13 protein-coding genes and 1 pseudogene are annotated in these 15,845 nt (G+C 56.6%); 6 read left to right on the top strand and 8 right to left on the bottom strand.

The genetic code is table 11. From position 1 onward, the window contains the following. The first annotated feature begins 32 nt into the window (after positions 1 to 32). Positions 33 to 782, top strand: a complete 750-nt coding sequence (locus GC165_11765; GenBank protein ID MBI1333541.1) for a response regulator — start codon at positions 33 to 35, stop codon at positions 780 to 782. Positions 783 to 785: 3 nt separating this feature from the next. Then, positions 786 to 1,859, top strand: a complete 1,074-nt coding sequence (locus GC165_11760) for a sensor histidine kinase KdpD (GenBank protein MBI1333540.1) — start codon at positions 786 to 788, stop codon at positions 1,857 to 1,859. On the opposite strand, the gene GC165_11755 is transcribed toward GC165_11760, so the two are convergent. Next, on the bottom strand, positions 1,860 to 2,183 hold the full coding sequence (locus tag GC165_11755) for a hypothetical protein (GenBank protein MBI1333539.1): 324 nt from the start codon (positions 2,181 to 2,183) through the stop codon (positions 1,860 to 1,862). 146 nt (positions 2,184 to 2,329) lie between these two features. Here GC165_11755 and GC165_11750 point away from each other — a divergent pair, with 146 nt between their 5' ends. Continuing rightward, positions 2,330 to 2,614 carry a hypothetical protein gene (locus tag GC165_11750; GenBank protein MBI1333538.1) on the top strand — a complete coding sequence of 95 codons (285 nt, stop codon included), beginning with the start codon at positions 2,330 to 2,332 and terminating at the stop codon, positions 2,612 to 2,614. Between the two features lie 54 nt (positions 2,615 to 2,668). On the opposite strand, the gene GC165_11745 is transcribed toward GC165_11750, so the two are convergent. The 7 genes and pseudogenes from GC165_11745 to GC165_11715 form a co-directional block, all read right to left on the bottom strand. Next, positions 2,669 to 3,685: a hypothetical protein gene (locus GC165_11745; protein ID MBI1333537.1), complete on the bottom strand. Its 1,017-nt coding sequence runs from the start codon at positions 3,683 to 3,685 to the stop codon at positions 2,669 to 2,671. Between the two features lie 47 nt (positions 3,686 to 3,732). After that, complete coding sequence (locus tag GC165_11740) at positions 3,733 to 6,531, bottom strand: DUF4982 domain-containing protein (protein ID MBI1333536.1); 2,799 nt, start codon at positions 6,529 to 6,531, stop codon at positions 3,733 to 3,735. A 126-nt stretch (positions 6,532 to 6,657) separates the two neighbouring features. Then, positions 6,658 to 6,870, bottom strand: a pseudogene (locus GC165_11735) (hypothetical protein). Between the two features lie 84 nt (positions 6,871 to 6,954). Beyond that, positions 6,955 to 7,902, bottom strand: a complete 948-nt coding sequence (locus GC165_11730) for an ABC transporter permease (GenBank protein MBI1333535.1) — start codon at positions 7,900 to 7,902, stop codon at positions 6,955 to 6,957. A gap of 1 nt (position 7,903) precedes the next feature. Beyond that, positions 7,904 to 9,379 (bottom strand): ATP-binding cassette domain-containing protein, encoded by a 1,476-nt coding sequence (locus tag GC165_11725; protein ID MBI1333534.1) that lies wholly within the window; start codon positions 9,377 to 9,379, stop codon positions 7,904 to 7,906. Further along, on the bottom strand, positions 9,379 to 10,392 hold the full coding sequence (locus GC165_11720; protein ID MBI1333533.1) for a substrate-binding domain-containing protein: 1,014 nt from the start codon (positions 10,390 to 10,392) through the stop codon (positions 9,379 to 9,381). Before GC165_11720 ends, GC165_11725 begins: the two co-directional genes overlap by 1 nt. A 157-nt stretch (positions 10,393 to 10,549) precedes the next feature. Beyond that, positions 10,550 to 11,989: a glutamine synthetase gene (locus GC165_11715; protein MBI1333532.1), complete on the bottom strand. Its 1,440-nt coding sequence runs from the start codon at positions 11,987 to 11,989 to the stop codon at positions 10,550 to 10,552. A 193-nt stretch (positions 11,990 to 12,182) separates the two neighbouring features. Between GC165_11715 and GC165_11710 the strand changes: the two genes are divergently transcribed. Genes GC165_11710 through GC165_11700 form a run of 3 tightly spaced genes read left to right on the top strand, consistent with a single transcriptional unit; the run spans position 12,183 to position 15,735 of the window. Continuing rightward, entirely contained in the window at positions 12,183 to 13,112 is a 930-nt protein-coding gene (locus tag GC165_11710) for a hypothetical protein (protein MBI1333531.1), read from the top strand. Positions 13,113 to 13,114: 2 nt separating this feature from the next. Further along, on the top strand, positions 13,115 to 13,660 hold the full coding sequence (locus GC165_11705) for a methylamine utilization protein (protein ID MBI1333530.1): 546 nt from the start codon (positions 13,115 to 13,117) through the stop codon (positions 13,658 to 13,660). Continuing rightward, positions 13,657 to 15,735, top strand: a complete 2,079-nt coding sequence (locus GC165_11700; protein MBI1333529.1) for a diguanylate cyclase — start codon at positions 13,657 to 13,659, stop codon at positions 15,733 to 15,735. The genes GC165_11705 and GC165_11700 overlap by 4 nt, the downstream gene beginning before the upstream one ends. The last annotated feature ends 110 nt before the right edge of the window (positions 15,736 to 15,845 follow it).

The raw sequence follows: 15,845 nt of genomic DNA, 5'->3' as shown, positions 1-15,845 counted from the left end.
ACCAAAATGTATGGGTACCGCACGGAGGATAGTTGAGCTCCAAGATTCTCGTCGTTGACGACGAAGCCTGTATTCTGAAAATGATGGAATTGGTGCTTGCAAACGCAGGCTATTCCGTCGAAACCGCGGATAATCCCCGCGAAGCTCTCGGTATTTACGGCAACGGCGCCAACTACGACCTAGTCATCACCGATTACAAGATGCCTGAAATGACCGGCATCGAGTTAGAGGCTGAGATTCTGCGCCGAGATCCTTCGGCCAAGGTCCTGATCGTTTCCGGCTACGGCGGCATCGAAACCGCCCTGGAAGCCATCAATAAGGGCGCAACCGACTTTCTGCGCAAGCCTTTCACTCCCGACGCCCTGCGCAATGCTGTCCGATCCGCCTTGGAGCGCGACCGCAAGCTTTCACCGGTTACCACTGTGTGCCGGGAATTCAGCCGTCAAAGTGTGAACGGGACCTCCTTCGAGCTCAAGGAGAAAGAGGTTGATGAGCAGTTTGGCGACCTCACCTGCAAGTTCGAAGTCTCCACCCCCGGCGGTATGAAGACCCTCACCGTGGTCATGCCCGCCTACATTCAAGAATTGATTCGTGCCTACATCGACAGCGAGGACGTGCCCTGTGGCGGGCGCTTCTTCGAGGCGATCTGTGAGGAAACCGTGGCTAATGAATTGAAGACTAGTGGCGGGGTTCCGCGAACCTCCAAGATCGTGATCGACAACTTGACGAAGGACATCCAGAAATGGATCGACTCGATGGTCAGCGTGGCGGTCGCGCAGTAAGGCATGCCCGGCAAACTTAAGATTTTCCTTGGTTACGCGCCTGGCGTTGGCAAAGCCAAGGTCATGGTCGAAGAGGCCAGACGCCGGAAGGCGCGAGGTGAGGACTGTATCGTCGCCATCCTCTCCGAAGAAGACCGTTTAATCGTCAATGCGGACCTTAATTCCGGCTTGGATTACGTTCAGCCACTCTCGTTCGAATACGGTGGCAAGACGCGAAGCGAAATCAATATTCCAGCGATTCTTCAGCGGCATCCGAACACGGTCCTGATCGACAACCTTGGTCACGCAAACGTGCCCGGCTCGGCCCACGCCTATCGCTGGCAGGACGCCGAAGAGATTCTCCACAGCGGCATCAACGTCATCGCCACCATGAACGTTGAGAGCCTGGAGAGCCTCAACGATGACATTTTTGAAATCACCGGGAAGGAAGTCAAGGACGTTGTTCCCGATCGCATGTTCCACCAAGCCGACGAAGTCGAATTGGTGGACCTCACGCCGCAGGCTCTACGCAATCGGGTCAAGCGCGGCGAAATCGTGCCAACTGAGCAGATCGACAAGGCCCTATTGGGATACTTCAGCGAAGCCGTTCTCAATGCCCTCCGCGAAATGGCCATGCGCGAGGTTGCTCGCCGGGTGGACGAAGATTTGATCGCCTGGCGGCGACAACAGCGCATTGCGCGACCGTGGCAAACCAGCGACAAGATTCTCATCTGCATTTCTCCCACCCAGTCGTCCCTGCGCGTTATTCGCCGCGGCTGGCGGATCGGCCGCAAAATGCAGGGCGAAGTCCGTGCCGTCTACGTCGAAGAGCCAAAACTGCCGGAGACCTCAAAGAAAATCCTCGAAGACGATTTCAAACTGTGCGAGCGGCTCGGCATTCCGACCGAAATCTTGCAAGGCGAACCAGCCGACGCCATCATCAAGTACGTCCAAGAGAACAACGTCTCGCAGATCATCCTTGGTCATAGCGAGCGAACCAAGATTCAGGAGTTCCTGAAGGGCTCACTGATGCTCGAAATCGCGAAACAGCTCAAGACCGTCGACATTCTCGTCGTCGCGATCGACCAGCGGATGTAGCTACCGTTGCCAACCGGGCAACGGAGCGAAGTTCTCAAGATGCTGATGCGGGAAGATGTCGATCCCAAACGCCGACTTGACGTTGTACGCCCACAGCCCAATCACCAATGTGGCAAAGACGGCGAACGAAATCGCCAGCGCTTTGTCGGAAGCGCTTCGTGATCGGGCCTGAAAATCCATCATCCACAGCGACGCGCGCTCAGCCAGGGAGAACGGCCGAGGCGCGGCCATCGGAGCCTCAACAGTAGGCGGGACGACCAAGTAGATAACTTCGGCATCCTGCTGTTCCTGCACCGGCAACTGATGGATCGGGAGAGCGCTCATTAATCTTGTTGTTCCGTACGCGCGCGGGAAACTTCCAGGCAAAAGTGTCACTTTCTGCGATTGTCCAATTTACATCTCTTTTTTGCTGATTACCGTCCAATAATAATGATCTTCGGTTACAATGGAGGACCGGAAACGGAAGCAACATGAAGAGCTTGATCGTCGCAATCTGCATCACCGCTGCGTTCGCCGTCTCGACCATCCAGGTCGAAGCTCGGCCCGCCTACGCCAAGAAAGAAAAGAAGAATTGTAGTTACTGCCACGCCGTTGACCGAGGGGGCGGACCGCGAGGATTCCGAGGCATGTACTACGGCGCACACAAGCTCTCGTTCAAGGGCTTCGACGAGAAGAAGGAAGCCGCCAAGGCCGGAGTCAAGGCCAGCGCGACGGGTAAGGCCAGCAAGCCCACCAAGCCGTACACCGGCAAGTAAGATTCAATACAAAAAAGCCCCATCCGATTTGGATGGGGCTTTTTTGTTGTGGCCTCAAACCCTCTTGAGGAGCGTGATTCGTCCCTGAGGGACCCACTCAACAACCACAATGTCGCGCTTGTTGATCCAAGCCGCACCATGCGGGTGGACGAAGTGCCCCGGCACAAACTTCTCGCGCGGAGCGCCGCGTAGTTCGCCGTCACCCTGACCATCGCCCAGTTGGGCCACAGCCTCGTTCTTGCCATCGAGAATCGTCACGCGGCACGCAAGGTCGGGAACGAGCATGAGGTCGTGGTTAAAGTGGATGTGGCACGGCTGGCGCACTGGGTCCTTCACGAACTTGATGTGCGTCCCTTCGAGCGTGAAGTACTGCAGGCGATTGTTGCTTCGGTCTGCCACGACCAGCATCTTGTTGTCCTTGTCGCGATCGTCGACCCAAAGCCCGTGCGGGCACTTCACCTGACCAGGGTCCGAACCCGGACCGATGATGGTTCTCAGGTATTGCCCGTCCTTGTTGTAGCGATGGATATAGCTAGAGCCGTAGCCATCGCCGACAAAGAAGTCGCCATTGGGCGCAAAGGCCACGTTGGTCGGATTCCAAGCTTCGCCCTTGTCGTACTTACCGGATTCCTTCGGAGCGCCGAACTCCCACAGGATGCGGCCGTTCAGGTCCGATTTGGCCACTACGTGGCGATTCACATCGCAGATGTAGAGGTACTCCTCTGAGCCCTCCTTTCTCAGGTCGAGACCGTGCGCACCGCCGGCGAACTCCGAGCCAAAAGATCGGATGAACTTCCCTTTCTGGTCATACACGCAAATCGTGTCTTTGCTAATACTGCCAGAGCCGACCGTGTGAGCGATGTAAATGTGCCCGTGGGCGTCGGTGGTGACGCCGTGGGTGTCGCCCCACGCTAGGTTCATCGGTGGCTGGATCCAGTCATGGTAGACCTCGTACGTGTGCTCACCCGAGCCAACGACCAGTCGCTTCTGCGGATTATTTTGTCCCATTACAATTCCTGATAGCGTCATCGCCGACGCTCCCACCAGAACGTCTCGCCTTGAGAGATTCATGACGAAAGTATTACCCCTTCCCGGCAAAATTACAAGCCGTTCCGGCGCTAGTTGGCTTGGATCGTCTGATTGTAGGTCTTTCCTTTCCAATTTACATGCAAGATGATCGCTCCCTTGCCCGTCGACTGGACGATCACCTGCGCGCAACCGTTGAACAAGCTTCGGCTCCAAGACGCCGGCATCGTGACTCCGCTGAGCGAGACTCCCTTGCTAAAGCCGCCGTCACCGCCATTGTTTTTGATGACGATGGCAATATGGTTGGTACCTGGCTTCAGGAGACCTTCGGTCTGCAACTGGTACGTTTCGTTCCAAACGTTCGTAGTCTTCACCAGCTTGCCGTTGATGTAGATCCACCCTTCGTCGTCGATCGCGCCGATGTCGATGTACTTCCACTTGGCCGGATCGGAGACCTCAAACGACTTGCGGACGATGGCCAGAGAGTTCGGGGCCATGTGCTGGTTCTCCCACGTATCGATCAACTCCCACTTGGAGTCGTCGAAGCCCGGAGCCACGTCGGCTCTTCCTTCAGGCGAGCCGGTCACTTTCGAGTATCGCCAACCGGTCGAGAGGTCTTCGCTGTAGGTCGTCGGCGTGTAGACGTCGGGCTCCAGGCACGTCGGATTTCCGTTTCCGACGCCAATGATCTTGCCTGGACCTTCGACTGAGAACTCCAGCTTGTCATCAGCGGTTGGGACTACATGCCCCTTCGCATCGAGCCCGTACAGATCGACAACCGAGAGATCCTTCCCGTCGCCCGCGATGGCCGTGCGGTCGGCGGAAATCTTGATCGAGTCCGTGTCACCGGTCGTTTCCACAACCTCGTGCTCGGCTTCCTTCCCTTTGCGGTACGCCACCGCCTCCAGCTTTCCGGGCTGATAGGTCACCTTCCACTCCAAGTGGCTGGTGTAGGGCATCTTCTGCCGTCCCATCGACTTGCCATTTAGGAACAGTTCCACCTCATCCGCGTTTGAGAACACCCAAACGTTCTTTTCCTTACCCTCATCGCCCGGCCAATTCCAGTGCGGAAGGATGTGGAGCACGGGCTGGTTGGTCCACCACGACTGATAGTAGTAGTAGATATCCTTCGGGAAGCCGCAGGTGTCCATGATGCCGAAGTGACTGTTGATCGTCGGCCAGCCGGTCGGCGTCGGTTCGCCGCGATAGTCAAAGCCGGTCCAAACGAAACCACCCATGAACCACTCGCGCTGAGCGGCCCAAGACCACCACTCTTCGGCACCAGAGCCCCAACCGACCTTGCGGCCGTCGTAGGCGCTCACTCGCCCGTTCTTGTAGTCGTCGATATAGGTTCCGCGCGTGGTGGTCGTGCTGGCCGTTTCGCTTCCGTGGACCGGTTGAGTCGGGTGCTCGGCGTGGTAGCGATCCGCCTGCGGCAGGCCGTAATTGAATCCGCGGATGTCGACTCCGGCGTTGATGCCGTGATATTCGGCTCCGTTGTTGCCCGCATAGGTCGTGGGGCGTGTCGGGTCGAGTTCGTGGCAAAGCTTGGTCGTGTCCTTGGCCATGCGCTCGCCCTCATCGGTTCCGTTCAAGGCAAACTCTTCGTTGCCAATGGACCAGAAGATGACCGAAGGGTGGTTGCGGTCTCGTCGGATCATCCGAGTGAGCTGACTCCTTGCTTCCTCAGAGTCACCGAACGCACGGGTCTCGTCGAGGACGATCATTCCTAGTTTGTCGCAGGCGTCGAGTAGTTCCGGTGTCGGTGGATTATGGCTGGTTCGGTATGCATTGCAACCCATCTTCTTCAGTTGCTCGATGCGCCAATAGCTCAGGCGATCCGGTAGGGCAATGCCGACCCCGGCCGCGTCTTGGTGATTGCAGGTGCCCTGGATCTTGACGTACTTTCCGTTGATCGTCAGGCCCTTGTTGGCGTCCCAAACCACCGTCCGGAATCCGATTTTGCTCTGATACTCATCGATCTTCTTGTCGCCATCGAAAAGCTCGACGCGACCGACGTACAGATTTGGCTCTTCGATTGACCATAGCTTGGGCGCACGTAACGCAATCTCCGGGTTTAGGAGCCTCGTTTCGCCTGCTTTAATGTCGAATTCCGTCGTGATGTTGGCCAGCCGCTTCCCTTCTGGGTCATCGACGGAGAGCACTGTTCGCAGTCGTCGCGATTTGTCGCCGATGTTGCGCACTTCTAGCTTGGAATCGACGATTCCATTCTTGTCCCGCACCGATGGAATCAGGAATTGGCCGTCCTTCACCAAGCTTGCCGTATCGTTGATATTCAAGTAGGTATGGCGATAGATGCCGGCTCCCTCGTAGAACCAGCCCTCAAATTCGCTCGCATCAACGCGCACAGTGACGACGTTCTTCCCACCGTAGCGAAGCATGTTGGTCAGGTCGCAGTCAAAGCCGATGTATCCCGACTCGTTGCGCTTGATGAACGTGCCATTGCACCAGACGCGGGCATCTCGGTAAATGCCGTCGAAGTGAAGCGAAACGCGCTTGCCCAGTAGGTCGGCCGGTACCTCGAATGTCTTGCGATACCACCCGATCGAGTTCTGCGGGTAGTCGCGCCCAATCGCCTTGTAGCCGTGGCCACCCTCGGCGTTTTGGTCGAACGGAAGTTCGATCGCCCAGTCGTGGGGCAAGTCGATGAGCCGCCACTTGCTGTCGCCAAACCCAGCGTTGACCGGTCCCTCGCCCGAGCCCGCTTTGGCCAGGTAGCCCATCCCTGTTTTTCCAAAGCCAAAATCCTTGACCGGGTCGGCGGCGTTGCCAAGGGCAAACCGCCAGTTGTCGTCAAAGTTGATCGATTGGTATGCAGGAAGGTCAGTTTGACCGGCGACACCGGCGAGAAGGAGGGCTATGGAGACCACGGAATAAGCATATCCAATTCATTCCGTGGAAGGTGTTGGCCCTCTGGACAGAGGGCCATAAAATCAGTCTTTCTTCTCGATCGGCGTGTCGCCGATTTTGCCGTCTCGATTGATATCGATGCCAGTCAGTTCTTCGGCCTTGTCCTTCAGCTTGTCAAGGAAGCTGCCTTCCTTCGTCGCCTCGCTTGCGACCTCCTTCGTCTTATCGGCAACTTTTCCGCCGATCTCTTTTGCCTTATCGAGGGCTTCTCCGCCTAGTTCCTTGGCTTTGTCGGCAGCGTGCTCCGCCACATCTTTTCCCTTCTCCAGCGCTTCTTTTGCCTTATCGGTAATGTCCATTTGGTTGTCCTACGCAAATATCCCGCCTCGCAAAGTTGCGGGGCAGGATATGTAGTCTATCTCAGGGATACGCCAGAACCGATGTTAAGCTTTCTTGCGGAACAGCGTATCGGCCAAAACGCCCACGAAGATCACGATTCCCATGACCGCGAACTCGAGGCTCGACGGAATGTGAAGCATCGTCACCAAGTTTCGAATGACGAGCAGGAGTGTCGTGCCAAGGATGACGCCGACAATCGAGCCCTCACCGCCTCGAAGTGAACAACCGCCGAGAACCGCCGCCGCAATGGCGTACAGCTCGTAAAAGTTGCCGTGCATCGACGGGCTGATCGAGTTGGTGTAGAACGCAAACAGAATCGCCGCGATGCCCGTCGTGATGCCGCAGATGACATACGCCCACGAGATGATATTTCGTGAATTGATGCCCGCGTACCGCGCCGACTCTTCGTTGTAGCCGCTCGCGAATAGGTAGCGGCCGTAGGTGCTTTTGTGAAGCAGGAAGAAGAACACGACGCTGAGAATCAGCATGAAAACCAGCGGCCACGGAATCGAGAAAACCGTGTTGCCGGTAGCCAGCGTCTTCAGCCACGTTAGACTGGGCGAGTCGCCAAATCCTTTGGTTTCGTCGTTGCTGATGAACCGCGCCAAACCCCGGAAGAGCAGGAGTCCACAAAGTGTCACCACGAAAGGCTGAAGCTTGATCCGCGTGACGAGAAAGCCGTTCAGCCAACCCAAAAGCGCGCCGACAAGCACAGTGACACCGAGCGCGATGGATGGCGGCGCATTCTTGTCCACAAGCAGAATCGACAAAATAACGCCGAGCAAGGCGATCACCGATCCGACCGAGAGGTCGATACCGCCAGTGATGATGACGAACGCCATCCCCAAGCTCATGATGCCGTAGATGCCGATCAGTCGGCTGGTGTTGATCAGGTTATCGGAGCTGAGAACGGTGGGGTTCTTCCAATAGCTGAAAGCCAGAAGCACGACGATGATGATGAAAATTCCGAGTTCCTTTCCTCTTTGCTTCATGCTAGTGTCCTCCCGTCGCGAGCTTCATTATCGCCTCTTCGGTCACGTTCGTTCGATCCAAAATACCGCCGAGTTGGCCCTCGTGCATGACGGCCACCCGGTCGCTGACATTAATTACTTCCTCCATGTCGCTTGATATCATCCAGATCGCGGTCCCCGTTGAGGCGATCATCCTCAGTTCTTCATAAATCTCTGCCTTCGAACCCACGTCGATTCCTCGCGTCGGCTCGTCGACGATCAACACCTTCGGATTCATGGCCATCCAGCGGCCAAGAACGACCTTCTGCTGGTTGCCGCCCGAAAGCGTCGAAATCTCGGTGTGAATGCTGGCGGTTTTCACACTCATTTTGCCCACCGAATCGCGGGCGTAAGCCTCTTCATCGCGGCGGCGCACCAGCCCAGCAGTCGAAAGCCAAGCCAATTTCGGCATGGTCACGTTGTCCTTTACAGACATCTGGACGGTGAGGCCGCATCCCCGCCGATCCTCGGGCGCAAGAAACACGCCGTATTGGATGGCATCCTTGGGACTTCGGATTCGAACCGCCTTGCCACCAATTTCGATCCGCCCCTGAAAGGGGTCGATCCCGAAGATGGCTCGCACCAGTTCCGAGCGTCCGGCACCAACCAAGCCTGCCATGCCGAGGATTTCTCCGGCTCGAATGTCGAGGTTGATCGCCTTATCCGGATAACGCGTCGTGCGGAAGTCCACCAATCGCATGACGACTTCTCCACCTTCTTTGGCTTCGAAGTTCGCCCTTTCGATGTCTCGCCCCACCATCATCTTCACCATCGCCGCCTTCGTGATCTCTTCGCGGGCAAGGCCGCCCGCGTTCTTTCCATCGCGAAGACCGACGACGCGATCGGCAATCTGCTGAACCTCATCGAGCCGGTGAGTAATGTACAGAATCGAAACGCCCTCGGCTTTGAGGCTCTTCACCAGGGCGAGGAGGTTATGGGTTTCCTCCAGCGTCAGACTGCTGGTCGGCTCGTCGAGGATGAGGACCTTCACCTTCAGCGAGAGCGCCCGAGCGATTTCGACAAGCTGCTTTTCGGCAATCGAAAGTCGGCTCAGGAGTGTACTGGGCAGAACCTTCAGGCCCACTCGTTCGAGAATCGACCTGCTGAGGTCCACCAGTTTCTTCTGGTCAACGAACGGCCCTTTCGTGTATTCGCGGCCCAAGAAGATATTGGATGCGACATCAAGATTATCGAGACCACTCAGTTCCTGGTAAATGATGCGAATGCCCTTGTCTAGTGCATCGCTGGGTGATCTCAGCGTCAGAGGCTTGCCTTCGAACTGAATCGAGCCGCCATCCGCCTGATACACGCCGCTGAGAATCTTCATCAGCGTCGATTTCCCCGCGCCATTCTCGCCGATAATGGCCACGACCTCGCCAGCAGCGAGGTCGAGGTTCACATTTTCGAGAGCGACGACGCCAGGAAACCGCTTCGTAATTCCCTTTAGTTGGAGAAGCACTACTTTCCTGTCAGCTCTTTCAACTTGGCCGAGAAATCGTCCACGTTGTCCTTCGTGATAGCCTTGGTTTCGATGATGACCTTTTTGTCAGCCGGAACCACCGACTTGTCGCCACCAAGGTACTTCGACATCATCAGGACGCTCTGTCGTCCAAACTCGAACGGCTGCTGAACGATGGTGGCGGAAACCACGCCGTCCTTCACGCCCTTCAGCGTATCGGCTTCTTCGTCAAAGCAGACGACCTTGATTTGGCCTTCCTTCTTCGCGTCGTGAATTGCGCTCACGATGGCCGGACCGTTATAGCTCCAAAGTCCTACGCATGCGGCGAGGTCTGGAGTACTGACGATGGTGTCGGCCACGTTGGTCTTTGCCTTGGCGTGGTCGGCTTCGTCGGTTCGAATGTCGAGAATCTGAATCTTGCTACCCTTGATGGCGTCTTCGAGACCCTTGTATCGCTCCTGAGCGTTTTGGGCGTCCTTCGATCCGACGAAGACCATGACTTTGCCACCGTTCGGAAGCGCTTTCATCAGTTCTTCGCCTGCCATCTTGCCAGCGGCAACGTTATCGGTACCGACATAGCAAACGCGGTTGCTGTCCGGTGCATCGCTGTCTTGGCAGAAGAGGAGGGTTTTGGCCGCGACCGAGTTCAGAAGATCCTTCTGGTTTGCTGGGTCCTTACAGCTAATGGCAATGCCATCGACCTTGTCCGCAACGAGGCTGTCGAGGATTTCCTTCTGCTGGGCGGCGGTTCCGTCCTGCGGAATGCGGAAATCGACCGAAACGGCGCCGTTGAGTTCCTTCACGGCTTGCTCGGTTCCCTTACGGGCGATGGTCCAGAAGTCGCTGGCGTTGTTCGTGACAAAGGCCAGTTTCTTGACTTCACCGGCAGGCTTCGTCGTGCCATCGGCCGAAGTATTGGCCGTTGTGGACGAAGAGGTGCCTTCTGTTCCACCGGAGTTACAGCCAACGATGGCTAACGATGCTAACAATGCTAAGAACAGACCTTTGTTCATGGGAGTACCGTACCTGTTTTCACCATAAAATTCAACCTTGAATGATTATTATTCCCGATTGGCTATAACCGTTCGGAACCTGATTGTAAAGAAAAAAGAGCCCTTTGCTACAAACGCGGTGCGAATGGGGCAAAGGGCAGACTGAGATTCGAGCGGCTTAGAACTTGCCCCAGAGGTACTGGTTGGTGACCTCGTGGTGGTAGATGATCTCGCCGGTCTTGACGCGGGTGCCGAGCTCCTTCGGGCTTCGTTCGGCAGCGGAGAGCTTTCGTTCGAGGTACTTCTCCTTGTTCTCGTCGCCGAGAAGCTTAGCCATGAAGTCGCTTTGCTTCATCAGTCGGATTGCGTCGTAGATGTTGTCGGGCAGGAACCGCGTTCGCGTTCGTCGCGTCTCGCTGGTGATCTTCTCCGTCATCGGGCCTTCCAGACCGGTTCGAAGGAGTGTGTAAAACGCCAGATACGGATTCGCGTCTGGAGCAACCGTTCGACACTCGACACGGGCAGACTTCTCGTTACCCAACGGAATTCGGATCATCGACGTTCGGTCGACAGCGGACGACTTGATCTGGTTCGGAGCTTCGTAGTGCGGGTCCAGACGTCGATAGGAGTTGACGCTCGGGTTGAGGATCAAACAAATATCGTTGGCGCTGTTGAGAATTCGGTCGATGAAGTCGATCGCCATCGGGCTAATGCCATCTTCACCCTTCTTGTCGAAGAACAGGTTCTTGCCGGACTTGTCGGAGATCGACATGTTCGTGTGCATGCCGCTACCGTTAATGCCAACCATCGGCTTCGGAAGGAAGCTTGCGGTGCATCCCATATTGGCGGCGATCTGTCGAGCCGTCAGCTTGTAAAGCTGAATCTGGTCGGCCGCGATCATCGCGTCGCTGTACTTGTAGTTCAACTCGAACTGGCTCGGGGCGACTTCCGGGTGGTCCTTTTCATTCTCGAAGCCAAGGGCTCGCTGAGCCTCAGCAAGTCGGTCGATGAAAAGGCGAAGCGGGTCGTTGGGAAGCGAGTGGTAGTAGCCACCGCTCGACACGATCTTGAAGCCTTCGCTCGATTGGAAATTCTGCTCGGCGCCGCGACCTTCGAAGAGGAAGCCTTCGACTTCGACCGCGAGGTTGAAGTTGTAGCCGTTCTTCTTAAACTGCTCTTCGGAGTATTCCTTCAGAAGTCCGCGGAAGTCGGACTGGTAAGGCTTGCCTTCGCGATCCAGGATCAGGCCGAAAACGATGACCTTGCCCGGGCCGAAGATGTCGCTCGGGAGCCATCGGAACGAGCCCCAGTCGATTCCGAGTCGGAGGTCGGACTCGCTGACCACGCTGAAGCCGCGGATGCTCGAGCCGTCGAACGTGAGGTTGTCGTGGCTCTTCAGGAGAAACTTCTTGTCGTAGTCCAGCATGTGGAACCGGCCCTCGAGGTCGCTAAAGCAGACGGTGACTGCTTTGATGCCCTTTTCCTTCTCCAAATACTTCAGGTAGTAGCTTTCCAGATCAGAGGCCGAGACGCGATCTAACTGCTTCTTTTTGGCCTCTAGATTTCGCTCCTCCAGTTCGTCGTAAGGAATCTCAAGAAATGTTCGCAATTCGGACATTAGGGCCTGATTTTAGCATAATCAATGACTTATCTAAGTTATTCCCAGTCAGCTTAAACGCAAAACCCGGCAAATTGGGGACTACCTTCGGGCGTCACAAGCCTGAATGTTCCAGGGTCCCTTACCGGCCTCCTGAGCAACGACGAAGGACAACCCGATCATTACTATAGTCGTGCTGGCAAAACGTGCAGGTATGCGGTTGGCATGGGTGCTTTCTTGGGGTCCATTGGGCGTCGCCCTCTGTCCTGCCCAAGGCGTTGACTGGTCCGGTTCGATCCAACAGGCGTTTGTTTCTGGACGTCAGAAAAGCGACTACCGCCAAGGCGAGCGATTCAACCGTTTTCAACTGACTGCTTCATCGGGCAACTGGACCGCCAAGGCTAGCTACTGGAACTATAGCTTTTGCCACTGGCACGAACTCGACAATACGACGCTCGGATACTCGGTCGGAAATACCTCGGCCGAAGTCGGTCGATTTCTGCTGCCCGTCGGCCAAGTCACATGGGACAACCAGTGGTATTCCAACTTCGTCTTCGTTCCGCTCATCGAAAGCCATACCTATGGCGACCAAAAGCTTCTGGAACGGACCACCCTTGGCGCAAAAGTGCAAACGATTCAAGGCAACGACACCTATGAGGCCTCTGTCACAAGTTCTAACGAACTCGTTAGCCACCTCTTTGCCGACAAATTGAACCGAGTCTCCCTGCGGTGGAGCCGTTACCACGACGGTTCGATCGTTGGCCTATCCGGTTTCTTCGACACCGACACGCTCGGCTCTGAGGAGCAGATGCTGATGTTCGATTACCGGTGGACGATTCCCCACTGGATCGTTACCACCGAGATGGCGGCCTACCAAGCTCCGGGCACCCGAATGGCCGGCTACGTCCTCGATGTCAACCATCGACCCAAGAACTGGCAAGACGTGACGCTTGCCTTCCGACTTGAGCGCAAATCGACAATGGGGACCTCCCCTTCGCGACAAGAAACCTGGACGGCGGCGGTCAAGACCCGACTTCCCTGGGACATGACGCTCCTAACCAACTACACCGGCGGCCCCGGCACGAACCAAGTCTCTCTCGGCGGTCCTTGGACAGTCGGACTCTACAAGACCATTCGATTCTAACCATGATGACTTCTCTTTTGCCCCTCATCGTCCTCGGACAAGCTTCGACTGTCAGCGGCACTCTCACGCTTCGTGGCAAGCCCGTTGGGGATGCCGTGGTCTGGCTTTCCGGCTCGGTGGCCAGCAAGCCGATGGCGGCGAAGATCGAGCAGAAGGGCAAAGCGTTCATTCCGCACGTACTGGTCGTAACCTCGGACAGCACGGTTAGCTTTCCGAACCGCGACGACATTTTTCATAACGTCTTTGCCGAATATCGCGCCAAGAAGTTCGACCTCGGCATGTACCCGAAGGGACAAACCCGCGAAGTCACCTTCGACAAGACCGGAGTCGTTTCGGTCCTCTGCAATATTCACTCGAACATGAGCGCATACGTGATCGTTGTCGGCACGCCTTTCTTCGCGAAGACCGATAGGAACGGCCACTTCAGCATCGCCGACGTGCCGAAAGGCACCTACAAAGTCGAAGGCTGGCACGAGTCTGGCGCGACCTATCAGGGAAGCCTAAACGCGGCGGGGCCGACAAACTTAAGCTTCAATCTGGGCCGATGAAGGGAATAACGTACCGAAACAAAATCCTGCTGACGATCACCGGTCTGATCGTCGGGACGCTCGGTATCGCCCTTCTCATCCTCACTGTCATTACGCAACGACAAGCCGAATCGACTGCGACCTCGACGGTCCAGCGCACCAGCCGAGCGCTAGACTCCGCCATTAACGAGTTCTCCAATCGGTTGCTCGTCGAGACTTCCCTCCTTGCAGATCGGCAGGGCACCCGCAACGTCTACCAAGCCGACGAGCGGACCATTAATGACCATCTGCAGGAGTTGAAAGGCACTGCCGATGTCGATTGGATCGCGTTGACAGATTCACAAGGCGAGGTGCTCGGTTCAACCGATACCGCCCCACTAAAACCGGGGACCGATGCCGCCAAGTCGAGTCTGATCTCCTCTGCTCTGGACCGCAAGCCGAAGGGCGGACTCTATCTCGATCAGCAAAAGGTCTCGGTTGCCGCTGCCTACCCGATCGTCATCGGCCAATACGTACAGGCTACGCTGGTCCTTGGCCGCCGGCTGGATCGTCAACTACTCGAAAACATCACGGGACTCTCCGGTGGCGAAGCGGTGCTCTCATACAACGGTCGGGTCGTAGTTTCAACTATCGACATGTCGAGTTTCCACAACGGCGAACTGACGACGAACGGCGAGAAGTACATTGCCCGATCTCAACCCGTCGCGGTGCTGACCAACGGAGCCGACGCCAAGCTCACACTTTCTAGCTTGGTCAAGGAATCGAATGTGACGGGTCCATTCCAGCCGCTCAAAACGACCCTTTGGGTCCTCCTTCTGCTGGGCTGTTCGCTTGGCGTCGGGGCCGGAATCTACTTGTCGGGTTCACTCAGCGGACCGATCGAGCGACTTGTATCTTCTTTCCGCGTCCTAGAGCGAGGGCATTGGCCCGAGCCGATCGCGAGCGCTCGACAAGATGAAATCGGAGTGCTTCAGCACGCTTTCGACGAGATGACGACTTCGATTCGTACCAGCCGCGAACGACTGGTGCGGATGCTCGATGTTGATCCCCTCACCGAACTTCTGAATTACCGCAGTTTCCGCCGAAGCCTTGAATCGCTTTTGGCCGAGGAACCCACGCGGAAGTGGGTCGCCCTCTTCGACCTCGATCAGTTCGAGGCGTATAACCAGGCTCACGGCACTCAGGCAGGCGATGAGCTTCTGGTTCAAGTCTCCGACATCCTCCGTGACGAGGCGAACGATGGTTCGCCCCTGTCCCGCTACAGCGGAAACCAATTTGCCCTTTGCGACGAGGACTCGACGCCCTTTCTTGCCGAAGCGGTTCGTAACCGAATCGAGCGAGAGCTACCGATCACGGTAAGCGTTGGCCTTTGCGAAATCAACGACTCCACCAACCGCGTCGAAACTGCACTCCTAGCCGCTGAAATGGCGGTCAGCCAAGCCAAGAACTCGGGTCGAAACAAGGTGAAAATCTTTGAGGGCTTCAGCTTTGAGGGCAACGAGGAGAGCCTTTCATTCCTTCGCCAATCCAGCTACGCCGCCGTTAAGGCGTTGGCAGAAGCCGTTGACGCCAAGGACGAATACACGCGTGGCCACTCTCAGCGTGTCGCCGAATACGCCCGGAGCCTCGCCGAGGCTTGCGGCAGCGAATCCGGGTTCGTCGACCTCGTCTTCCTCACCGGAACCCTGCACGACGTTGGTAAGATCGGCGTACCAGATGCCGCCCTCAAGAAACCGGGACGGCTGACCGACGAAGAGTTCGAGATGATCAAGCTTCACCCCGCGCTGGGTGAGAAAATCGTCCGCCAAATTCCCGAACTGGCCGATGCCCTGCCGGGAATCCGTGGTCACCATGAGCGCTGGGACGGTCGCGGCTATCCCGACGAACTCGCAGGCGAAACCATCCCGCTTGTTGCCCGAATTCTCGCCATCGCCGACACCTACGATGCGATGACCAGCGACCGACCTTACCGAAAGGGGCTCAGCGTCGAGACGGCCCTGAATGCCATCGAAGAGGGCGCTGGAACCCAGTTCGACCCTGATCTAGCCAAGGTTTTCGTCGAGGCATTTCGCAAACTCCACGGCCTCGCTTCGTAAGTTGCCGCACATTGGCCACCCGCCACCACAGGAACCGGGACTAACGGTCCTGTCCGTGTGTCATGCGTTTAGGATGACGTCCATAAGGTTACAAAGACCTGGCTGGGCTA

This window comes from Armatimonadota bacterium (genome assembly GCA_016125185.1).
Lineage (GTDB): Bacteria > Armatimonadota > Fimbriimonadia > Fimbriimonadales > Fimbriimonadaceae > Fimbriimonas.
Note: the sequence above shows the minus strand (reverse complement) of the source record. Positions and strands in the feature narration are given on the sequence as shown.

Bases quoted from the DNA above. Each gene is read 5' to 3' on its own strand.
- GC165_11720 (MBI1333533.1), bottom strand. From the start codon at position 10,392: ATGAACAAAGGTCTGTTCTTAGCATTGTTAGCATCGTTAGCCATCGTT.
- GC165_11700 (MBI1333529.1), top strand. From the start codon at position 13,657: ATGAAGGGAATAACGTACCGAAACAAAATCCTGCTGACGATCACCGGT.
- GC165_11715 (MBI1333532.1), bottom strand. From the start codon at position 11,989: ATGTCCGAATTGCGAACATTTCTTGAGATTCCTTACGACGAACTGGAG.
- GC165_11730 (MBI1333535.1), bottom strand. From the start codon at position 7,902: ATGAAGCAAAGAGGAAAGGAACTCGGAATTTTCATCATCATCGTCGTG.
- GC165_11760 (MBI1333540.1), top strand. From the start codon at position 786: ATGCCCGGCAAACTTAAGATTTTCCTTGGTTACGCGCCTGGCGTTGGC.
- GC165_11745 (MBI1333537.1), bottom strand. From the start codon at position 3,685: ATGAATCTCTCAAGGCGAGACGTTCTGGTGGGAGCGTCGGCGATGACG.
- GC165_11755 (MBI1333539.1), bottom strand. From the start codon at position 2,183: ATGAGCGCTCTCCCGATCCATCAGTTGCCGGTGCAGGAACAGCAGGAT.
- GC165_11705 (MBI1333530.1), top strand. From the start codon at position 13,115: ATGATGACTTCTCTTTTGCCCCTCATCGTCCTCGGACAAGCTTCGACT.
- GC165_11710 (MBI1333531.1), top strand. From the start codon at position 12,183: ATGCGGTTGGCATGGGTGCTTTCTTGGGGTCCATTGGGCGTCGCCCTC.
- GC165_11750 (MBI1333538.1), top strand. From the start codon at position 2,330: ATGAAGAGCTTGATCGTCGCAATCTGCATCACCGCTGCGTTCGCCGTC.